The sequence below is a fragment of the Caldicellulosiruptor sp. DIB 104C genome, from assembly GCF_028198085.1.
Taxonomy (GTDB): Bacteria; Bacillota; Thermoanaerobacteria; order Caldicellulosiruptorales; family Caldicellulosiruptoraceae; genus Caldicellulosiruptor; species Caldicellulosiruptor saccharolyticus.
Window position 1 is genome coordinate 1644433 of record NZ_CP116337.1, and the last position, 18884, is coordinate 1663316.

The window sequence follows — 18884 nt, forward strand, 5'->3', positions numbered from 1 at the left end:
CACTCTTAAAGGAAAATTTTTACTATATAAAAGATGATACCAAGTACGATTAAAACACTTCCTGTAATTTTTGCCAAATTAGTTTCTCTCTTTAAATTCTTTGATTTAAGCTCTCTTATGTCAAGCAAGAATATTAAAATACCACTTAAGAAAAACATTAAAATACTATACTTTGTAATAATATCCGAAAGGCTTATCATCATATAAAATCCCCTCTCTAACCATTTAATATGAAATAAAATATCTTTTTTTATACTTGAATTTCGCCTCCGAGTATGCTAAAATCCATTCCATAAAGACATTTGTTTATATTAGGTGAACAACAAAAATGCTAAAGAAAGATGCCACGTACTATATAGTTGAGGAAAGCGTGCTACCTGAAGTTTTTTTAAAAGTCATCAAGGCAAAAGAGCTTTTAGAAAAGGGTGAGGTTAAGGCAGTAAACGAAGCTGTTAGATTGGTAGGAATCTCAAGAAGTGCATTTTATAAATACAAAGATTGTATATTTCCTTTTTTTGAAAGCTCAAGAGGGAAGATAATTACACTTGCATTTGTTTTGCAAGACATACCTGGAATTCTTTCTAAAATACTAAATATTATCTCTGACACAAACGCAAATATACTTACAATCAACCAAAACATTCCCTTGGGTGGAATTGCAACTGTCACAATATCTATAAGGACATCCGATATGACAAAGTCTGTAAAAGAGTTGATTCAAGAAATAGAAAGAGTTGACGGAGTTAAGAAAATTGAAATTTTAGGAAGAGAAGAATATTAAAGTTTTCAAAAAGGAGGGAAACTTGAAGTGGTAAAGATTGCAATAATGGGATTTGGAGTTGTTGGTTCAGGAGTATGGGAAGTTTTGACAAAAAACGCAGCATCAATTGCCAAAAGAGCTGGAGATGAGATAGGGATTAAATACATCTTGGATATCCGCGATTTTCCAGACCACCCGGCAAAGAATTTGATTATAAAAGACTTCGACAAAATTTTAAATGACGATGAGGTTTCTATTGTTGTGGAGACAATTGGCGGGCTTGAGCCTGCGTATACTTATACAAAAAAGCTTTTAGAAAAAGGAAAACATGTTGTTACATCAAATAAAGAGCTTGTTGCAAAACATGGACCAGAACTTTTGAGAATTGCAAAGGAGAAGAATATCAATTATTTCTTTGAAGCAAGTGTTGGCGGTGGAATACCTATTATAAGACCTCTTCAGAACTGTTTGGCAGGAAATCAAATAACAGAAATTGCAGGAATTTTAAATGGCACAACAAACTATATCCTGACACAGATGAGCAAATACTCATTGTCATTTGAAGAGGCGCTAAAACAAGCACAGGAAAAAGGATATGCAGAGAGAAACCCAAGCAATGATGTTGATGGACATGACGCATGCAGAAAAATTGCAATCTTATCTTCAATTGCATATTCTCACTATGTAAATTATGAGAATATTTATACAGAGGGTATATCAAAAGTTACAAAAGAAGACATGGAATATGCAGAGGAGCTCGGGTGTACAATAAAACTCATTGCTATGAGTAAAAAGTTAGATAGTACAACTGTTTTTGCAAGGGTAAGTCCACTTATGATACTTCAAAAAAGTCCTTTTGCGAATGTAGATGATGTATTCAACGCAATCTTAGTAAAAGGTGACGCAATAGGTGATGTGATGTTCTATGGTCAAGGCGCTGGGAAGCTTCCAACTGCAAGTGCGGTTGTTGGAGATATAATTGATATTGTCAAGCATATTGACAAGTCATATGTCTACACTTGGGGAATCTCCGGCGATATAAAGGTTTTGAATATAGAGGAAACAAGCTGCAGATTTTTTGTGAGAGTAAAGTACAAAGACCTCTCAAAAGCAAAAGATGCAGTTTCAATAATTTTTAATGACTGTATGATTGTAAATACACACAAACCAATTGGTGAAAATGAGTTTGCATTTGTTACACATGAGATAAAAGAAAGAGAATTCAAAGAAAAGATATCCCAGCTTGAAAAACTTCCTGCTTTAGAAAAGGTTCTGTCAATCATAAGATATGATGAAAATATATGAAGCATTGACAAATTCATACGCTTGGAGGTAAGTTGCAAAATGATTTCTGTAAAGGTTCCGGCATCATCGGCAAACCTTGGTGCCGGGTTTGACTGTATGGGAGTTGCACTAAAACTTTATAACATTATAGAGGTAGAAGAAATCGAAAAAGGCTTAGAGATAACCTCAATCCCAGATGACCCTTCAATTGCGAAAGATGAAAACAATCTTGTGTTCAAAGCAATGAAAACTGTGTTTGATGAGGTTGGCTGGTATCCAAAGGGTTTGAGAATAAATCTTATAAATGAAATTCCACTGACACGCGGTTTGGGATCGTCTGCTGCATGTATTTCAGGCGGTATATATGCTGCAAACCTATTATGTGGCGGAAAACTCTCTGAAGAAGAGATGATTTTCTTGGCAGCAAAAATGGAAGGACACCCTGATAACTCAACACCTGCAATGATTGGCGGACTTGTTTTTGCAGTACTGGAAGAAAATAAAGTGAACTACATCAAGTTTGTTGTACCAAACAGGCTCAAGTTTGCAGTTTTCATTCCTGACTTTCAGCTGTCTACTGAGTATGCAAGAAATATTCTGCCAAAGTATATTGAGTTCAAAGACGCAGTTTTCAATGTTGGAAGGGCAGCTCTTTTTGCAAGCGCAATCACAACCGGAAACTATGATCTTTTGCCTGCTGCAACACAAGATAGACTTCATCAGCCGTACAGGAAGAATCTTATTCCTGATTTTGATAAGATCGTTAATTTATCTTTGGAGTTTGGTGCAAAAGGAGCATTCTTGTCGGGTGCTGGTCCTTCTATAATAGCATTGATTGATGAAAATTACGACAGTTTTGAACAAAATGTTAAGCTTGCACTAAGTTCATTGGAATTGAAATCTAAGTGGGATTTGATGATTTTAGAAGCTGACAACAGCGGTGCTACAGTCTTTTCTGTGCAAAGTAGCAGTAGCTTTAAAAGATAAAGCAATCATAAAAAAAGTGTAATATAATATTATCAAACAAAAATAATAAAAAGCTTTACACGTTTTAGTTTTAAGAAAGGGAGGGGACAAAAATTGGGAATAGTTGTTCAAAAATATGGTGGAACGTCTGTCGCAGACAAAGAGCGAATATTTCGTGCAGCAAGACGAGCTGTAGCCGAGTATGAAAAGGGAAACAAGGTAGTTGTTGTCGTCTCTGCTCAAGGTGACACGACTGATGAGCTTATTGAAAAAGCAAAAGAGATAAATGAAAATCCGTCTAAAAGAGAGATGGATATGCTACTTTCAATAGGTGAGCAGATATCAATTGCTCTTATGGCAATGGCAATTGAAAAGCTCGGGTATCCTGTAATATCACTCACTGGCTGGCAGGCAGGAATAAAGACAGATAGCAACTATTCAAACGCAAGGATTAAAGAAATTGACACAGAAAGGCTTCAAAGAGAGCTTGACAAGAGAAACATAGTTGTTGTTGCAGGCTTTCAGGGAATAAATAAATATGACGACATCACAACTTTGGGCCGTGGTGGGTCTGATACAACAGCAGTGGCTTTAGCTGCAGCTTTGAAAGCTGATAAGTGCGAGATTTACACAGATGTTGATGGTGTTTACACAGCAGACCCAAGAATTGTTCCAAATGCTTCAAAGCTAAAAGAGATTTCATATGATGAGATGTTAGAGCTTGCAACGCTTGGTGCAAAGGTTCTTCATAACAGGTCTGTTGAGCTTGCAAAAAAATATAACATTCCTTTAGTTGTTAGGTCATCTTTCAATGACAATGAAGGAACAATTGTGAAGGAGGTAAGTTCTGTGGAAAAACTGCTTGTGTCGGGTGTTGCGTGTGACAAGGACATCGCAAGGGTTGCTGTGATTGGAGTTGAAAATGTCCCAGGAAAGGCATTTCAGATATTTTCATTGTTGGCTAAAGAAAATATAAATGTTGATATAATCTTACAATCAATTGGAAGAGAAAAGACAAAGGATATATCATTTACTGTGTCAAAGAGCAATCTCAAGCAGACATTGGATGTTTTGACAAAGAATTTGCATGTAATCGGAGCAAAGGATATAACATACGCAGACAATGTTGCAAAGGTGTCAATTGTAGGTGCTGGAATGGTCAACAACCCAGGCGTTGCAGCAACTATGTTTGAAGCACTTTACGATGCAGGAATCAATATTGAGATGATTTCAACATCGGAAATCAAGATTTCTGTTTTAATTGATGAAAAGGATGCTGAAAAGGCGGTAAGAGCTATACATGATAAGTTCAAACTACATCTTTTGAATAGCAACGGAAAATAAAGGGCAAAGTTTTAGTAATAATACATAAGGGGCTGCTTCAAAATTCCCGGGCAGCCCCTTTACTTTTAACAGTATACAATCTCAACATTCTTTTCCCTTATTGCATTTTCTTGGCTTGGTGGCAGTACCTTGTCGGTGAAGATAAAGTCTACATCATCAAGTGTTGCAATGTTGACAAGTGCTATTTTGTTCATCTTTGTGTGGTCTACAATCATGTAAATTTGGTCTGCTATTTCAATCATCATCTTCTTGACCTGTGCTTCAAGCTCGTTTGACTCTGTAAAGCCTTTTTCAATGTCAAACCCTTTACACGAAATTATAGCCTTGTTTGCATTAAGAGATTTTAATGTATTCTCTGCAATGGGTCCAACAAGTGAAAGTGATCTATTTCTCAGCGTCCCACCTGTTGAGATTACCTTGATGTCTTCAAAAACCTTTAACTCATTTACTATCTGTTCAGAGTTTGTGATAACAGTTATTTTCTTCTTGGTCTTGAGAAGCTTTGCAACCTGCAGAGCTGATGTGCTTGAATCCATGACAAGCGTGTCACCATCTTCAATGTACTTTATTAGAGTCAGAGCTATTTGTTTTTTGCCTTCAATGTTTGTCACATTTCTAAACTCAAACGGAATATCAACATTATAGTTTTCAACAAGGACTGCCCCACCATATGTTCTTTTCAAAAGTCCTTCCTTTTCAAGCTTCTCAAGGTCGCGCCTAATAGTTTCTTCTGTGACATTAAAAAGCTTTGCAAGCTCTGGAACAAGCACACTCTTGTTTTCATTTAGCATTGCCATTATCTTTTGTCTTCGTTCAATCGCAAGCACCTTTTTTCTTACCTCCCCGTATAGATTTCAAACTGAATACTCTTTTTAAGAAGTTCTCTTGCCTCACGCAAATCCTTAACATATCCAAGTGCTATTAGCTGAAGCATAATGTTGCCCAATACTGTTGCCTCAACAGGCCCTGCTATAACTTCTCTTTTTGTCTCTCTTGCTGTAAGCTCACAAAGATGTTTATCCTTAATTCCACCGCCAACCATGTTGATTTTAGAAATGCTAAAACCTGTTAACTCTTCAATCTCTTCAATTGTTTTTTTATACTTTTGTACAATCCCACTGTAGGCTGCTTTTACGATGTCCCCTAAGTCTTGTGGTTCTTTTCCAAAATGATTTTTGCACCACTTTCTTATCTCTGCCAGAATGTCAATCGGGGCTAAAAATTCACTACTGTCAGGGTCAATTGCGTACTCATAGTTCGATTTTTGAGCAAGTTCACTGATTTCATTAAAGCTCACTTCTTTATACTTCTTGCTCCATGTGCTTCTTATCTGCTGGATGAGCCAAAGACCAGTGATGTTCTTTAAAAACCTTATTTTGTTTTCCACTCCGCCCTCGTTTGTGAAGTTTTTGTTAAAACTACTTTGATTAATAAGAGGACTTTCAAGCTCCACTCCCATCAGCGACCATGTACCACAGCTGAGATACACTGTGGTTTTGCCATCAGAAAAGGGAGAAGCCGCAACAGCAGAAACTGTATCATGGCTACCAACTGCAATAACAGGAATAGCGCCAATTTCAAGCTCTTCTTGAACATCAGGTGTTAATTTGCCTAAAACATTTCCTGGATAAATTATATCATTAAATATTCTTTTTTCAAACCCAAGTTTTTCTATCAGTTCATCTGACCATCCTCTTTTTTGTGCATCTATTAGCTGTGAGGTTGATGCAATGGTGTATTCATTTACTTTAATACCTGTCAAAAAATATGCAAAAAGGTCTGGCATAAACAAAAGCGAATCCACATTTTTCATTATATCCTGCCGTGTTTTGTAGTCTATGTAAAGCTGAAAGATTGTGTTGAAATTCATAAACTGAATGCCTGTTATCTCATAAATTTTGTCAAGCGAAACTATTCTCGATACCTCTTCAATTGCGTTTTTCGTCCTCAAATCCCTGTAATGATAAGGATTTGAAAGCAAGTCACCTCTTTTGTCAACAAGTCCATAGTCAACTCCCCAAGTGTCAATCCCAATACTGTGAAGTTCTCCAAATTGTTTTTTAGCTCTGTAAATCCCAATTTTCAAGTTGTTAAACAGGTACAAAAAATCCCAAAATAAACTCTGGTTAATTCTTACGGGGGTATTTTCAAACCTGTGCACTTCAAAAAGCTCTAAACTCTCACCATTGAAACTTCCAACAAACACTCTCCCGCTTGACGCACCAAAATCAGCACCAACGCAATTGATTGTTTTCATTTTTTCCTCCCCATTTGTTTTTACTTCTTTTATGTTTGTTTTTATTATATCATATTTAATTTTTGTTTGCTATCTTCTCAAAATCTTTTCTTGTCATACCCATTATGATAACATCATGAAACTTTCCATCAATGAGCTTTGCTTCACGCAAAACCCCTTCAATTTTAAACCCACACTTCTGATACGCCTTAATAGCCCTTATATTATCATCAAATGTGTCAAGTTCTATTCTGTTTATATCAAGTGTCGCAAAAAGGTATTTGACAAATGCTTTTATTGCGTCGGTGCCAAAACCTTTCCCCCAATATTCCTTTTCGCCTATATGAATTCCAAGTACAACTACTTTATTTATAGGGTCATAGTCGCGATACGAGATAGAACCAATTGGTTTTCTGTCTTTTGTTTCAATTATAAACCTTTTAATGGTTGAGGATGATCGGGAACGGTACCATCTCCTAAATTCTTCAATAGATGTATCAGCAGCATTTTTCACGCCACGAGCCCAGTACGCAACCTCTGGATCATTTGACCATTTTTGAATATATTTTAAATCTCCCCATCTCAGTTCTCTTATATTTACAAGCTCACCCTTTGCTATTAACATCTTTTCACACCTTTTCTAAATATGCTACAACACCAAACGAAGTTACCTCTGCAATAGCATATGACCTTGAGCCGTCTCTTGAGAAAGTTATGCTGCCTGGGTTTAAAAATAGGACGTTGTCAGAGTAAAACTCCTCTTGCTGATGCGTATGTCCAAAAAACACTGCATCAACTTTGAAAGATTTTGCATGGTTAACAATAAGGTCATATGTAGACTTTACAGAATACATATGACCATGTGTTATTAAAATCTTTTTATTCCCAACTTCTATAATCTTCTCTGATGGAAAGTCTCTTGTAAAGTCGTTGTTCCCTCTCACTATCTCAAACTTGAGATTTGGAAATTTATTTTGGAGATACACAGCATCTTTCACCAAGTCTCCAAGATGAACGCACAAAACAATATTTTTTTCGTAATTTTTTACAATTCTTTCTGCATCATAAGTAATTCCATGTGTATCACTTATCACAAGTATCTTCATTGTAAATCTCACCCAAAATCTTTCTTAGTTTTTCAAAAGCTCTTGCTCTGTGTGATATTCTATTCTTCTCATTACTTTCAAGCTCTGCAAATGTTGCATTGTAGCCTTCTGGAATAAATATTGGGTCATATCCAAATCCATTTAGACCTTTTGGTGCAAAGCCAATTTTACCTCTGCAGACTCCTCTTGTTTGATACACTCTGCCATTCTCATCAATAAATGTAAGCACACAAACAAATTGTGCGCCTCTTTTTTCTTCTGGTATGTTTTTAAGCTCTTCTAAAAGCTTTTTAATCTTTTCTTCATCTGTTGCATTATCACCTGCATACCTTGCAGAATACACACCAGGCCTTCCATCAAGTGCATCCACCTCAAGTCCAGAGTCATCTGCTAAAGTTGGTAATTTGTAAAGGCTGTATATAGTTTTTGACTTTTTCAAAGCATTTTCTTCAAAAGTTTTTCCATCCTCAATTATGTTGATATTTTCATCAAAATCGCTCAGTGTCAAAATAATGTCAAAAAAATCCCCAATTAGCTCTTTTATCTCTTTTGCCTTTCCTCTATTCTTGGTCGCAACCAGAAGTTTTCTCATCTTTTGGAACACTCCCAATTAGTTTGCTATCTTCCCCTAAAACCTCTCTTTGTATCTCAATAATCTTTTGAATACCCTGTTTCCCAAGCTCAAGTAACTTTTCAAACTGCTCCTGAGTAAAAGCACCACCTTCTGCTGTGCCCTGAATTTCAATAAACTCGCCCTTGTCGTTCATAACAAGGTTCATATCAACAGAGGCTTTAGAATCCTCTTCAAAACAAAGGTCAAGCATCTCAACTCCGTCGCAAATACCAACAGACACTGCAGCAACAAAATCTGTAATTGGAAAATTTTCTATCACTTTCTCATCATAAAGTTTTTTGCACGCATCAAACATTGCAATAAACCCACCTGTGATGGACGCTGTCCTTGTCCCACCGTCTGCCTGAATGACGTCACAGTCAAGGATTATCACGCGCTCACCCAAGGCTTTAAAGTTTATGCCAGCTCTTAGGGCTCTTCCTATTAGTCTCTGTATCTCATGGCTTCGGCCGCTGAGTCTGAGTTTGTTTATATCCCTTACATTTCTCTGCTGGGTTGCCCTTGGAAGCATTGAATACTCAGCAGTAATCCAGCCCTCACCACTTCCTTTTTTAAAAGGAGGAACTTTGTCGTCAATGGTTGCTGTGATAATCACTTTTGTGTTGCCCATCTCAATCAGGCATGAACCTTCAGCATATTTTATAAAGTTTCGTGTTATCTTTATTGGTCGAAGTTCATTATATGTTCTCTGGTCTGGTCTCATGGCTCTTTACCTTCCTTTCACAGTTTTAGATTTATAGGATTTAATTCAAACTGGCTTACATCTATTTTATCCTTTAAATCGTACTGATCAAGATATCCTTCTTTTCCTTTCACAGATAATTTAATATATCGTATGGAGTTGTCTATTTCTTTTGCTGTAAAACAAATTGAGGCTAAGATAGTGTCAACTTCGCTACTTCCTTTTAAATTCAAAATCTGGCTTGACAAATCGAGATATAGGGTTTTCTCTTTTAGGTTTACATTATTCAATTTTAACCCATTTAGTTTAGAAAATCTATAGCTAAGACTTTTTATTAGCTGCCCCAAAGCAAAAGTCAAAGGTGCGTTTCTGTAAGTTTGTGATATATTTATCCATTTTGGAACAAGAAAAACATTGCCTTCAACCCGTTGGGGGACAAACAAGATTAGCTGGTCATCTTGTCGACGCAAAAGTGGAGTCTTATTGTAAATTGTGCCGTCTTTATAAAAACAAACTTCTTTTATTATACCATTCACTGAGGTAATAAAAAATGTGATAGCTTTTATATAAAAATTGCTGTATTTTTTCTGAAAAAACTTTTGATTTAAATCAACTTTAGCACAGTTTCCTTCTATCTCAATAGAGTTTATATGAATATCATCAGGAAAGATACAAAAAAGTCCAAAATCCCTAAGTTTCTTTTGTTTCTGTGGAGAAAATATAGAAAGTTCAAGCCCCTTTCTCATTGCAGACAAAGTCCTTGTGGTGTAAATATTTGCTAAAACAAGGTTTTTGTCTTTGTCACAAAATATGCTAAGAACTTTGAAAGAATTGTTAGTATCTATTTCTTCCTTTGAATACTGAGGAGTGTAAACATCACTATCCACAACCTCAAAATCTATTTCAGTTTTTGCATTTTGACCAGTTCGATACACATCACTTCGAATAGTTGAAGGCAAAATATCTGCGCTGCAAGCTGTTAAGAATATTAAACATAAAATTAACATAAAAAAAATTCTTTTTCTCATTCCAAAACCACCCTCTCTAAAAGACTTATGTTAATCTTTTTATTAGCATATTTAAAATGAGGGTGGTTTAGAACAAGAAAAAGAACTGTTTGTTATCTTCTTGCCAAAAGCATTATGATAAGAGAGGTCAGCGAAAAACAAATGCTAACCAAGTACAAAAATAGCACTGTTTGTTTCTGATTCAAGCCTGCTTCAAGAAGTCTAAAGTGTACCTGACTTTTGTCAGCTTTATAAATAGGTTTCCCTTCCTTAATTCTTTTGAATATGACAAAAAGATTATCAAATATAGGAAGTCCTAATGTCAAGATTGGTACAATCAAAGACACTACTGTTGCCACTTTAAATGTTCCTTCAACAGCAATTGTTCCAAGAACAAATCCTAAGAATGTGGCACCTGAATCACCCATAAAAATTCTGGCTGGGTGGCGGTTGAAAATCAAAAATGCTGAAGCAACACCTACAAGTGCTGCTGCCATATATGTTGAAACCCTTGCTGTTGAGATTATGCTAAGGTTCATGAGAGCTACAAAATACAAAGTTGTACCTGAGATTGTTGTAATACCTGCTGCAAGCCCATCTATGCCATCAATAAAGTTTATCACTGTTGTCACACCAAAAAGCCAAATTACTGTTGCTATATATTGAAACCACACAGGAAAGCTTATGAACTTGTGTGTAAATGGGTTTGTTATTCCTTCAATCTGAATACCCATAAAAAAAACTATTGAACATGCCAAAATTTGCACCAAGAACTTTGGAAGAGCGCTAAACTCTTTACCTTGAGACTTATACCAGTCATCAACAAGACCAATTGCCAAAATCAAGCTTGATGCTATAAAGAAACCTAAAAATTCTCTGCTAAATCCTCTTATCAAAAACTGTGAGATGAAAAATGCAACAAATAGTGCAACTCCGCCTGTCACAGGAATTGGATATGAATGTATCTTTCGTGGATTTGGTCTGTCAACAAACCCTATCTCAATTGATTTTCTCTGGATATACGGTGTTATAACTGTTACCAAAACAAACGAAATCAAAAACGAAAGTGCATCTTTTATTATAAGGTCTGTCATTAGTTTCCCCTCCAAGGAATTTTAAGACTCTTTAGCTTTTGTAGAATAAGTGTAAGAAGATAGTCATAAAGTACAAAGATAACCTCAGAAGAAGCAATCGTCAAAGCTATTCCAAATTTAAAATGCGGAAGCTCTTTCATTATTATTTTAAACACAAAATATAAAATAATCAGCGCAATATTAAAAAACAAAAGTTTTAACCCAAGTTCAATATAAACCGGGAAACCTCTTTCGCAAATAGCCTTAAACAGTGGGTAAAGCCCAAAAATAAGAATGTACAGCACAGCTACAAGTTTGTTTGGAACAATCATTAGGCTCAGTAAAGATACTACAATGTACGCAACAAAACCAAGCTTTATGCTATACAGCCATACAATTATCATTATGCAAACCGAAGAGAGAATGTAAAACAAGCTATTTCCCTTTGGTAAAACTGAAGCAAAGAACAAAAAAATTATACTAAGCGCTCCCATCAAACCAGCATATGAAATTTCTCTTGCTTTCAAATACTCATCACCTTTTCATAAAAGAATGTTCTTATTGGTTTTAGTCCGTACTTTTGAGGCATAATTATCTGCTCGGTTGAACCCACAAACAAAATGCCATTCATTACAAGGGATTTATTGAAATTCTTATACACCATATCCTTTGCCTCTTCTGTAAAGTAAATAAGAACATTTCTACAGACAATTAAATCCATTCCAATTGGATAAGGGTCTTTTAAGAGGTCATGGTGTTTGAATTCAACACATCTTTTTATCTCATCACTTATGTAATATAATTCTCCATTTTCTCTAAAAAACCTTCTTACAAATTCCTGCGGCAGTCCCTCAAGACTTTTTCTCAAATATACACCCTCTTTTGCTTTCTTTATAGCATCATCATCAATGTCTGTTGCCAAAATCTTTATTTCATTTAATGGAAAAAACCTTGTCAGAAGCATGACAATTGAATATGGCTCTTCACCCGTTGAACAGGCAGCTGACCAAATTCTTGGTCTTTTTGTCCTTTTGAGAATATATGGCATAATTTCTCTTTCGAGTATTTCCCACTGTTGTGGATTTCTATAAAACTCAGAGACATTTATTGTCAGATAGTTAATAAACTCATTAAAAAGCCTTTGGTCTTTTGTCAGAGCACTGTAGTAGTCAGCATAGTTTTGGAAGCCGTTTTTCTTCATTAAAGACTCTATTCGCCTTTTCATTTGTTTTTCCTTATAATACGAAAGATTTATTCCTACATACTCCAAAATCTTCTTTTTAAACCATTCGTAATCAAGATTCATATCTTACCCTCTTTCTATACCACTTTTACTTGCAATGCAAATTCAAATAAAATGCTTGCACATCTAAGATAAGCCAATCACCATCTTCGATAAAACCAACTCTTTTAAAGAAGTTATCTTCCATTCCTTTTTTTACCTTGATAATAGGAATGTTGTTTTTATAACAATGATTTATTTGCATCTTTAAAAGTCCATCGCCAAATCCCATCTTGCGAAAGTTTTCTTCTACCACAATTGATAAAATTCGAGCTTGAGTTTCTTCTACCGCCAGCTGCGAAGCTGCAATAATATTACCTTTATCATCCACAACATGGGTTATCGCACTATCATAGAATTGAAAACCATATTGTTCTATAAACTTTTTAACCCAATGTCTTTCAGAAGGATTCATCTGCCTTATTTCAACCATAAAGCTTTACCCTCTTTAAAATTAAGATGATATCTTATATAATTATAACAAATTGTAAGGCAGTTTAAAATCTAAATGAGGAAAAATAGTTTTGAAAAAAGGAGGAAAGTTTAAAATGGCATTTACATTTGCAGTGATAACATGCTCAGACAAGGGTTCAAAAGGAGAAAGAGAAGACCTGAGTGGAAAAGAGATAATAAATCTCTTACAAGCTCATGGATTTTCAAATGTGTATTACAAGATTGTACCTGATGAAAAAGAAAAAATAAAACAGGCTTTAATTGAAGCAGCAAATGCCGGTGCAAACCTCATTTTGACAACTGGAGGCACTGGCTTTTATAAAAGAGATGTTACACCTGAGGCAACACTTGAGGTTATCCAAAAACAAACCCCTGGTATTTCTGAACTAATCAGGTATGAGACAGGCAAGATAAATAAAAGGAGCTATCTTTCGCGCGGAGTTTCGGGAATATATGAAAATAGCCTCATAATCAACCTTCCCGGCTCACCAAAGGCAGTAAAAGAGTGCATTGAGGCAGTTTTTCCAATTTTAGAGCATGGATTAAATATCTTGCTTGAAAATGAGAGGGAATGTGGTAAGACAGAGTGATTTAGCCTAAAATTTCTATGATATCTCCTACCCTTATTTTACCACCTTTTAATACCCTTGCAAACAGCCCCTCTTTTGGCATTATACAAACGCCAACCGTCCTTGCTATCTCACATCCATCCCCATGGCATTTTTTCCCTATCTGGCTTATCTCAAGTATCACATCATCTCCTATCTTTAGCTTTGTACCAAGCTGGATTTTGCTTATATCCAGTCCTTCTGTTGTAATATTTTCTGCAAACTTGCCAAAACAAAGGCCTTTTATACCATATTCTTTCATCTTTTTTATGCTGGACATATCAAGAAGGCTTACTTGTCTGTAAGAAGTTCCTGCATGAGCATCTCCTTCTATGCCAAAATTCTCAATTACATGTGCCTCTTCAACTGGCTCTTTTGGTGTACCTTTTTGCCTGCTTATATTTATTGAAATGACCTTCGCAGAGCTTTTTCTTTCATCAAAGATATAATACCTTGACTTTCCACCCATCTTTTCAATTAATCTCACATCTGTAATAACCATATCCTTTTTGAGTGCCTTGCACATGTCATAGATTGTCTCTAAAAAAATCAAAACTGCTGTTATTGCCTCCATCTCAGCACCTGTTTGTGCTTGTGTCTTTACCTCGGCTACTGCCTCTATATAACCTTGTTCTTTGTTTACCGAATATGAGATATCGACGTGTGATAGAAATATATTGTGGCAAAGCGGAATCAGTTCTGATGTCTTTTTCGCCGCCATTATCCCAGCAATCTTTGCTACAGAGAATATATCACCCTTTGGTAGCCTGCTTTCTTCTATCGCTTTTATGACCTCGCTTCCCACATAAATTCTGCCACTTGCCTTCGCAATTCTTTCGGTTATTTCCTTATTTGATACATCAACCATCTGCGGTATTCCCTCTTTATTCAAATGAGTAAACTCCATCTTCCTTAGCCTCCTATCTTAAACATCATTAAATCTGTTGTTGGATTTCTTATAAACTTTTTACTTTTAATAAATTCTTGGATTTTTTCCACCAAAACATCTTCATCATTTAAATACTCTTTTAAATCAAGCCCTAATTTATCAAATAAACAATTATATAGAACTCCTTTTGATGAAACCCTTACCTTGTCACACCTGTCACAAAAATGTCCTGAAACAGCGTTTATAAACCCAACAATGTGGTCAAAGTCTTCAATATAGTAGTACTTTGCAACAGAGTTTTCACTGCTTTCAATTTCATGAAAGTTCTTAAATTTTTTTAAAATCTCTTCTATACTCACAAATTCACTTTCAAAAATTCTGTTTGCAACTCCTACTGGCATAAGTTCAATGAATCTAATAACAACCTTGTTCTCCTTAGCAAATGATATTAAGTTATCAATCTCATCAAAGTTTACTGACCTTAGCAAAACTGTGTTAATCTTTACTTTCTTAAACTTTGACAGGCTTTTTATTGTGCTTATTACTTTGCCAAGTCCGTTAACGCCTGTTAACACTTTGTATTTTTGCTTATCTAAGGTATCAAGTGAAATGTTAATGGACAAAAGACTGCTTTTTGCTACTTTCTCAATTTTTTCTTCATCTAAGTAGCCGTTTGTTGTAACATTTATGTTTTTTATACCAATGCTATCAGCAAACTCTATAATATCAAATATGTCATCTCTTAAAAATGGCTCACCTCCTGTAAACCTCAGTTTCTTTATACCAAGTTTTTTAAACACCGAAATAATTCTAAAAATCTCATCTTTTGAAAGATCTTTGTTCTCAATCTCGCATGCTTCCTTTGTCCTGCAATACTTGCAGAAGAAATTGCACCTGTCTGTTACTGAAAGCCTTAGGTATTCAATCTCTCTAAAAAATCCATCATACATTTACCATCACCTTTTTCTAAATCAATTTAACCTCTATCAAGCTTCCCTCTTCAATTAAATCTACATTAATTGGAACTGTGACATATCCATCTGCTCTCTTTAAACTTGATATTACACTTGCTCCTCTTTTTAAAACTTTGGCTACATTCTTACCATCTATATTTTTAATACTAACTCTCACATACTCTTCAGAGCCTATATCAGATGAGAGTCTTCTCTCAAGTGTGGCAAATATACTTTTTTCTTTTGGATTTAAATTGTATGTTTTGAAAAATGGCCTTAAGAATATCTCTCTTAAAACAAAAAACATTGAAACAGGAAAGCCGGGAAGTCCTATCACAAGCTTATTTTCTACCTTTCCTATAATTGTTGGCTTGCCGGGTTTTATGGCTATGCCGTGGACAAGTACCTCTCCTAAAGCTGATATAGCCTCGACTGTTAAGTCTTTATCACCCTTAGACGATCCAGCATTTACAAAGACTATATCAAATTCTTGTAAAAGTTCTTTTATCTTTTCTGTAAGTTTTTTTAAATTGTTTTCTACAGGCTTAAAAATTCCAACTTCGAAACCATATCTTTGAAGTAAATCATTGAATATGACAGAATTGAACTCAACAAGTTGTCCTTCTTTTTCAACTATGTCAACAAGCTCCTCACCTGTTGGCAAAAAAGCAACCTTTGGCATTTTGTAAACCTCAACTTCAAGATAGCCACCAGCTTTTAAATACACCTTGTCAAAAATGGTTAAAAGATCTCCTTTTTTAATAAGTAACTGCTCCTTTTGTACATCCTCACCTTTTGAACGTACATTCTGTCGTGGATAATAACTTTGGAAAATCTTTATCCTTCCATTTTCTACTTGTGCCTCTTCAAACGGCACGACAGCATCAAAACCCTCAATGCTTTCTCCTGTTTGAACAACTTTAAAGTTTTCAATTATTGCAGGATTGGCATCTGTAGTATTAAAAGTTTGCTCCGCATTTATTGCATAACCATCCATTGCAGCAACATCTGTAGGAGGCGATGTATTGAGTGAAAGATAGTCTTTCGCTGCAAATTTACCATGTGCTTTGTATACTGAAATGGTCTCTGTCTTGAGGCTCAAATATTCTTTTAATATTTTCTCAATTATATTTCTTGCATCTTGTGGAAGCGTAGCTGAAAAGTGATAATCCTTCATAGCAATGTCACCTCAACAATATCGCCTGCCTTAATCCCTGTTTTTGTACTATCTACTCTGATATAACCTGAGGCGTTATTCAATAGATTTATCGAACCGGATTTTCCGTACAGCGGTTCGGCAATAATTTCATCAGAGTATATAAGCTTCACAAATACAAATTCTGTTCTTCCACTTGAGATTGCAAAGTTTGTCTTCATTTTTGCTAAGACTTTTTTTGATGTATCCTGCTGATGAAGTAAAATGTCAATCAGCTTTTTGACAAAGAACCTAAATATAAAAAGGCAAGAAACAGGGTGGCCTGGAAGCCCAAATATAGCTTTGTCAAAAGCCTTTGCAATTATTGTTGGTTTCCCCGGCTTTATCGAAACTCCATCAACAAGAATTTTTGAATTCTCTAAGCTTGAAATAGCTTTCAGTGTGTTATCATATGTCCCAACAGAACTTCCGCCAGATACCAGCACAATGTCGTTTTCTAAAATGGCTTGTAGTAACACATCTTTCAAAGCATTATAATCATCTTTCACAATTCCATACAATTTAGGTACTGTGTACTCTTCAATGCAAGAAGCATAAAGTGTATATGAGTTTACATCATAAATCTTAGCTCCTTCAAGATTCTGGTCTTGTGAGACTATCTCATCACCTGTTGAAATGATTCCAACTTTGAGCTTTGAGAAAACCTCAACCTCTTTTTGACCTATTGCTGCCAAAACACCAATTTGAGGCGCTTTTAATTTTTGATACTTTTTAATAACAACACAGCCTTTCTTTATATCCTCACCTTTTTTAAGTATGTTCTCATTTGGCTTTACTGGTCGAAAGACAAAAAGCTTCCCATCTTCTTCAATGGTATTTTCAAGCATGACCACGGCATTGCTGCCATCTGGCACATGACCACCTGTAAAAATCCTCGCCGCCTGACCTTCACCAATCTCAAATGTTGGAATCTCCCCTGTCTTTACCTCACCAACCAAATCAAAGATGGCAGGGTTTTCATCGTTTGCCGAAAATGTCTTCTCACACCTTATTGCATATCCATCAACAGTTGACTTGTCAAAGTGTGGAACGTCTATACTTGATATAATGTCCTTTGCACAAATCCTATCCAAGGCCTCTTGGATGGGGATGGTCTCAGTTTTGAAGCTAACGTTTGAAAATTCCCTTCGCAAAATGTTAAACACTTCAAAGTAAGTCATTAAAACCTTCATAGTTAATCACCTTTTCTCTATTATTTGATTATCTTCAAAGTATACCAGCTTTGAGCAAGCCACCATCTGTGAGTTGTGTGTCACCATAATTATACATCTATTTTGTGCATCTTTTTCTACCTTTTCAAAAATAAAATTTCTTACTGAACTGTCAAGGTACGAATCTGGTTCATCTAAAAAGAGAACGTCTGACTCAATATAAAATGCTCTTAAAAAAGCAACAAGCTGTTTTTGCCCAAGTGAAAGTGAGTTTATATTCGCATATGGGTCTATTGCAAACATTTTTAATACCTTTTCAGCATCTTTAAATCTTTGCTGCCTTAAACTCAAAGAAAGGTTATACGCTACACTTCCTTTGAAAAAATATGGCTGCTGGGATAGCATAACTTTTTTGTTAAATGTATTCTTAATCATTCCCTTAAAATCTCTGTCTTTGCCAAAAAGCATTCTCAAAAATGTTGTTTTTCCACATCCATTTGGTCCTCTTATAATGTATAAGCCTTTATTATCAAACTTTAAGTTTTTACACCTAAACAAAAACCTGTCTCCAAAATACTTCTCAACCTCTTTTACCTCAATCAACTATATCACCCTGCAATATCTGCAAAATGGTATTAAATGCAAATGATATAATGAGTAAAACCATACCCAGCAAAAGCGCCATTGAAAATTCCCCTTTTGTAACTTCATAGATAATAGCTGTTGTCAGAATACGAGTCTCTCCCTCTATATTCCCCCCAACAATCAAAACAGCTCCTACCTCGGAAATTGAACGCGAAAGCCCAAGGATGGTTGCATAAACCAGCTCTTTTGAATACTCTTTTATAAGTGCAATGTATCTCTTTTTGCCTTCTACATTTAAGTAGTCTAAGTTGTCCAAAACTAATTGCACATTTTTAAGGCCTGACAATGTATAGAGTACAACTATTGGCACAATCAAAATTACCTGGGCAATAATCATTGCCCACTTGGTAAAAAGTATATCTAAAAACCCCAGTGGACCTTTTTTTGAGAGAATAATATATACCAAAAGTCCTGCTAAAACTGGTGGAAGACCAGAGAGAGTATATACCAACCTCAACACAAATTTTCGGCCTTTAAACCTTTTTATCTTCAAGAAGTATCCAATTGGAACACCTATTATAATCGAAACAATCGTTGATGGAATACAGACAATCAGGGTTGAGACAACAACATTTGCAAGCATTGAGTTTACCTC

Annotated in this window: 23 protein-coding genes; 5 read left to right on the forward strand and 18 right to left on the reverse strand. The window is 35.5% G+C overall.

What is annotated here, in order from left to right; genetic code table 11:
• Nucleotides 1-5: 5 nt before the first annotated feature.
• Nucleotides 6-200: a CLC_0170 family protein gene (locus PGC14_RS08250; protein ID WP_039767274.1), complete on the reverse strand. Its 195-nt coding sequence runs from the start codon at nt 198-200 to the stop codon at nt 6-8.
• Between the two features lie 128 nt (nt 201-328).
• Here PGC14_RS08250 and PGC14_RS08255 point away from each other — a divergent pair, with 128 nt between their 5' ends.
• The 4 genes from PGC14_RS08255 (at nt 329) to PGC14_RS08270 (ending at nt 4354) form a co-directional block, all read left to right on the forward strand.
• Nucleotides 329-781, forward strand: a complete 453-nt coding sequence (locus tag PGC14_RS08255) for an ACT domain-containing protein (protein WP_271628649.1) — start codon at nt 329-331, stop codon at nt 779-781.
• A 27-nt stretch (nt 782-808) separates the two neighbouring features.
• Nucleotides 809-2065, forward strand: a complete 1257-nt coding sequence (locus tag PGC14_RS08260; protein WP_271628650.1) for a homoserine dehydrogenase — start codon at nt 809-811, stop codon at nt 2063-2065.
• A gap of 39 nt (nt 2066-2104) precedes the next feature.
• On the forward strand, nt 2105-3031 hold the full coding sequence (gene thrB, locus PGC14_RS08265) for a homoserine kinase (protein WP_271628651.1): 927 nt from the start codon (nt 2105-2107) through the stop codon (nt 3029-3031).
• A gap of 93 nt (nt 3032-3124) precedes the next feature.
• Nucleotides 3125-4354 carry an aspartate kinase gene (locus PGC14_RS08270; RefSeq protein WP_271628652.1) on the forward strand — a complete coding sequence of 410 codons (1230 nt, stop codon included), beginning with the start codon at nt 3125-3127 and terminating at the stop codon, nt 4352-4354.
• A 65-nt stretch (nt 4355-4419) separates the two neighbouring features.
• On the opposite strand, the gene PGC14_RS08275 is transcribed toward PGC14_RS08270, so the two are convergent.
• The 11 genes from PGC14_RS08275 to PGC14_RS08325 all read right to left on the reverse strand — a co-directional run bounded on the left by PGC14_RS08275 (nt 4420) and on the right by PGC14_RS08325 (nt 12807).
• Complete coding sequence (locus PGC14_RS08275) at nt 4420-5181, reverse strand: DeoR/GlpR family DNA-binding transcription regulator (protein ID WP_011916550.1); 762 nt, start codon at nt 5179-5181, stop codon at nt 4420-4422.
• Between the two features lie 8 nt (nt 5182-5189).
• The gene (locus tag PGC14_RS08280; RefSeq protein WP_271628653.1) at nt 5190-6611 is read right to left on the reverse strand and encodes a rhamnulokinase; all 1422 of its coding nucleotides are present in this window, start codon (nt 6609-6611) and stop codon (nt 5190-5192) included.
• A gap of 55 nt (nt 6612-6666) precedes the next feature.
• Complete coding sequence (locus PGC14_RS08285) at nt 6667-7215, reverse strand: GNAT family N-acetyltransferase (RefSeq protein WP_039767288.1); 549 nt, start codon at nt 7213-7215, stop codon at nt 6667-6669.
• A 4-nt stretch (nt 7216-7219) separates the two neighbouring features.
• The gene (locus PGC14_RS08290) at nt 7220-7696 is read right to left on the reverse strand and encodes a metallophosphoesterase (RefSeq protein WP_039767290.1); all 477 of its coding nucleotides are present in this window, start codon (nt 7694-7696) and stop codon (nt 7220-7222) included.
• Complete coding sequence (locus tag PGC14_RS08295) at nt 7674-8288, reverse strand: XTP/dITP diphosphatase (protein ID WP_271628654.1); 615 nt, start codon at nt 8286-8288, stop codon at nt 7674-7676. The genes PGC14_RS08290 and PGC14_RS08295 overlap by 23 nt, the downstream gene beginning before the upstream one ends.
• Nucleotides 8257-9033, reverse strand: a complete 777-nt coding sequence (rph, locus tag PGC14_RS08300) for a ribonuclease PH (RefSeq protein WP_271628655.1) — start codon at nt 9031-9033, stop codon at nt 8257-8259. The genes PGC14_RS08295 and rph overlap by 32 nt, the downstream gene beginning before the upstream one ends.
• A gap of 17 nt (nt 9034-9050) precedes the next feature.
• Nucleotides 9051-10040 (reverse strand): GerMN domain-containing protein, encoded by a 990-nt coding sequence (locus PGC14_RS08305; protein WP_039767296.1) that lies wholly within the window; start codon nt 10038-10040, stop codon nt 9051-9053.
• 92 nt (nt 10041-10132) lie between these two features.
• Nucleotides 10133-11113: an MraY family glycosyltransferase gene (locus PGC14_RS08310; protein ID WP_039767298.1), complete on the reverse strand. Its 981-nt coding sequence runs from the start codon at nt 11111-11113 to the stop codon at nt 10133-10135.
• The gene (locus tag PGC14_RS08315) at nt 11113-11586 is read right to left on the reverse strand and encodes a hypothetical protein (protein ID WP_039767336.1); all 474 of its coding nucleotides are present in this window, start codon (nt 11584-11586) and stop codon (nt 11113-11115) included. The genes PGC14_RS08310 and PGC14_RS08315 overlap by 1 nt, the downstream gene beginning before the upstream one ends.
• A gap of 29 nt (nt 11587-11615) precedes the next feature.
• Nucleotides 11616-12398, reverse strand: a complete 783-nt coding sequence (locus tag PGC14_RS08320; RefSeq protein WP_127352318.1) for a CheR family methyltransferase — start codon at nt 12396-12398, stop codon at nt 11616-11618.
• A gap of 25 nt (nt 12399-12423) precedes the next feature.
• Nucleotides 12424-12807 carry a GNAT family N-acetyltransferase gene (locus PGC14_RS08325; RefSeq protein ID WP_271628656.1) on the reverse strand — a complete coding sequence of 128 codons (384 nt, stop codon included), beginning with the start codon at nt 12805-12807 and terminating at the stop codon, nt 12424-12426.
• Between the two features lie 115 nt (nt 12808-12922).
• On the opposite strand from PGC14_RS08325, the gene PGC14_RS08330 reads away from it, so the two are divergent.
• Nucleotides 12923-13417 (forward strand): MogA/MoaB family molybdenum cofactor biosynthesis protein, encoded by a 495-nt coding sequence (locus PGC14_RS08330; protein WP_039767304.1) that lies wholly within the window; start codon nt 12923-12925, stop codon nt 13415-13417.
• Nucleotide 13418: 1 nt separating this feature from the next.
• Here the strand turns inward: PGC14_RS08330 and PGC14_RS08335 are convergent, their stop codons facing one another.
• Genes PGC14_RS08335 through PGC14_RS08360 form a run of 6 tightly spaced genes read right to left on the reverse strand, consistent with a single transcriptional unit; the run spans nt 13419 to nt 18872 of the window.
• Nucleotides 13419-14342 carry a cyclic pyranopterin monophosphate synthase MoaC/MOSC-domain-containing protein gene (locus PGC14_RS08335; RefSeq protein WP_271628657.1) on the reverse strand — a complete coding sequence of 308 codons (924 nt, stop codon included), beginning with the start codon at nt 14340-14342 and terminating at the stop codon, nt 13419-13421.
• Nucleotides 14343-14347: 5 nt separating this feature from the next.
• The gene (moaA, locus tag PGC14_RS08340; RefSeq protein ID WP_271628658.1) at nt 14348-15274 is read right to left on the reverse strand and encodes a GTP 3',8-cyclase MoaA; all 927 of its coding nucleotides are present in this window, start codon (nt 15272-15274) and stop codon (nt 14348-14350) included.
• Nucleotides 15275-15290: 16 nt separating this feature from the next.
• The gene (locus PGC14_RS08345) at nt 15291-16454 is read right to left on the reverse strand and encodes a molybdopterin molybdotransferase MoeA (RefSeq protein ID WP_011916536.1); all 1164 of its coding nucleotides are present in this window, start codon (nt 16452-16454) and stop codon (nt 15291-15293) included.
• A complete protein-coding gene (gene glp / locus PGC14_RS08350) occupies nt 16451-17665 on the reverse strand; it encodes a gephyrin-like molybdotransferase Glp (RefSeq protein WP_011916535.1) in 1215 nt (404 codons plus the stop codon). Before glp ends, PGC14_RS08345 begins: the two co-directional genes overlap by 4 nt.
• A gap of 6 nt (nt 17666-17671) precedes the next feature.
• Entirely contained in the window at nt 17672-18247 is a 576-nt protein-coding gene (locus PGC14_RS08355) for an ATP-binding cassette domain-containing protein (RefSeq protein WP_011916534.1), read from the reverse strand.
• Nucleotides 18240-18872, reverse strand: coding sequence for an ABC transporter permease (locus tag PGC14_RS08360; protein WP_011916533.1), 633 nt, complete (start codon nt 18870-18872; stop codon nt 18240-18242). Before PGC14_RS08360 ends, PGC14_RS08355 begins: the two co-directional genes overlap by 8 nt.
• Between the last annotated feature and the right edge of the window lie 12 nt (nt 18873-18884).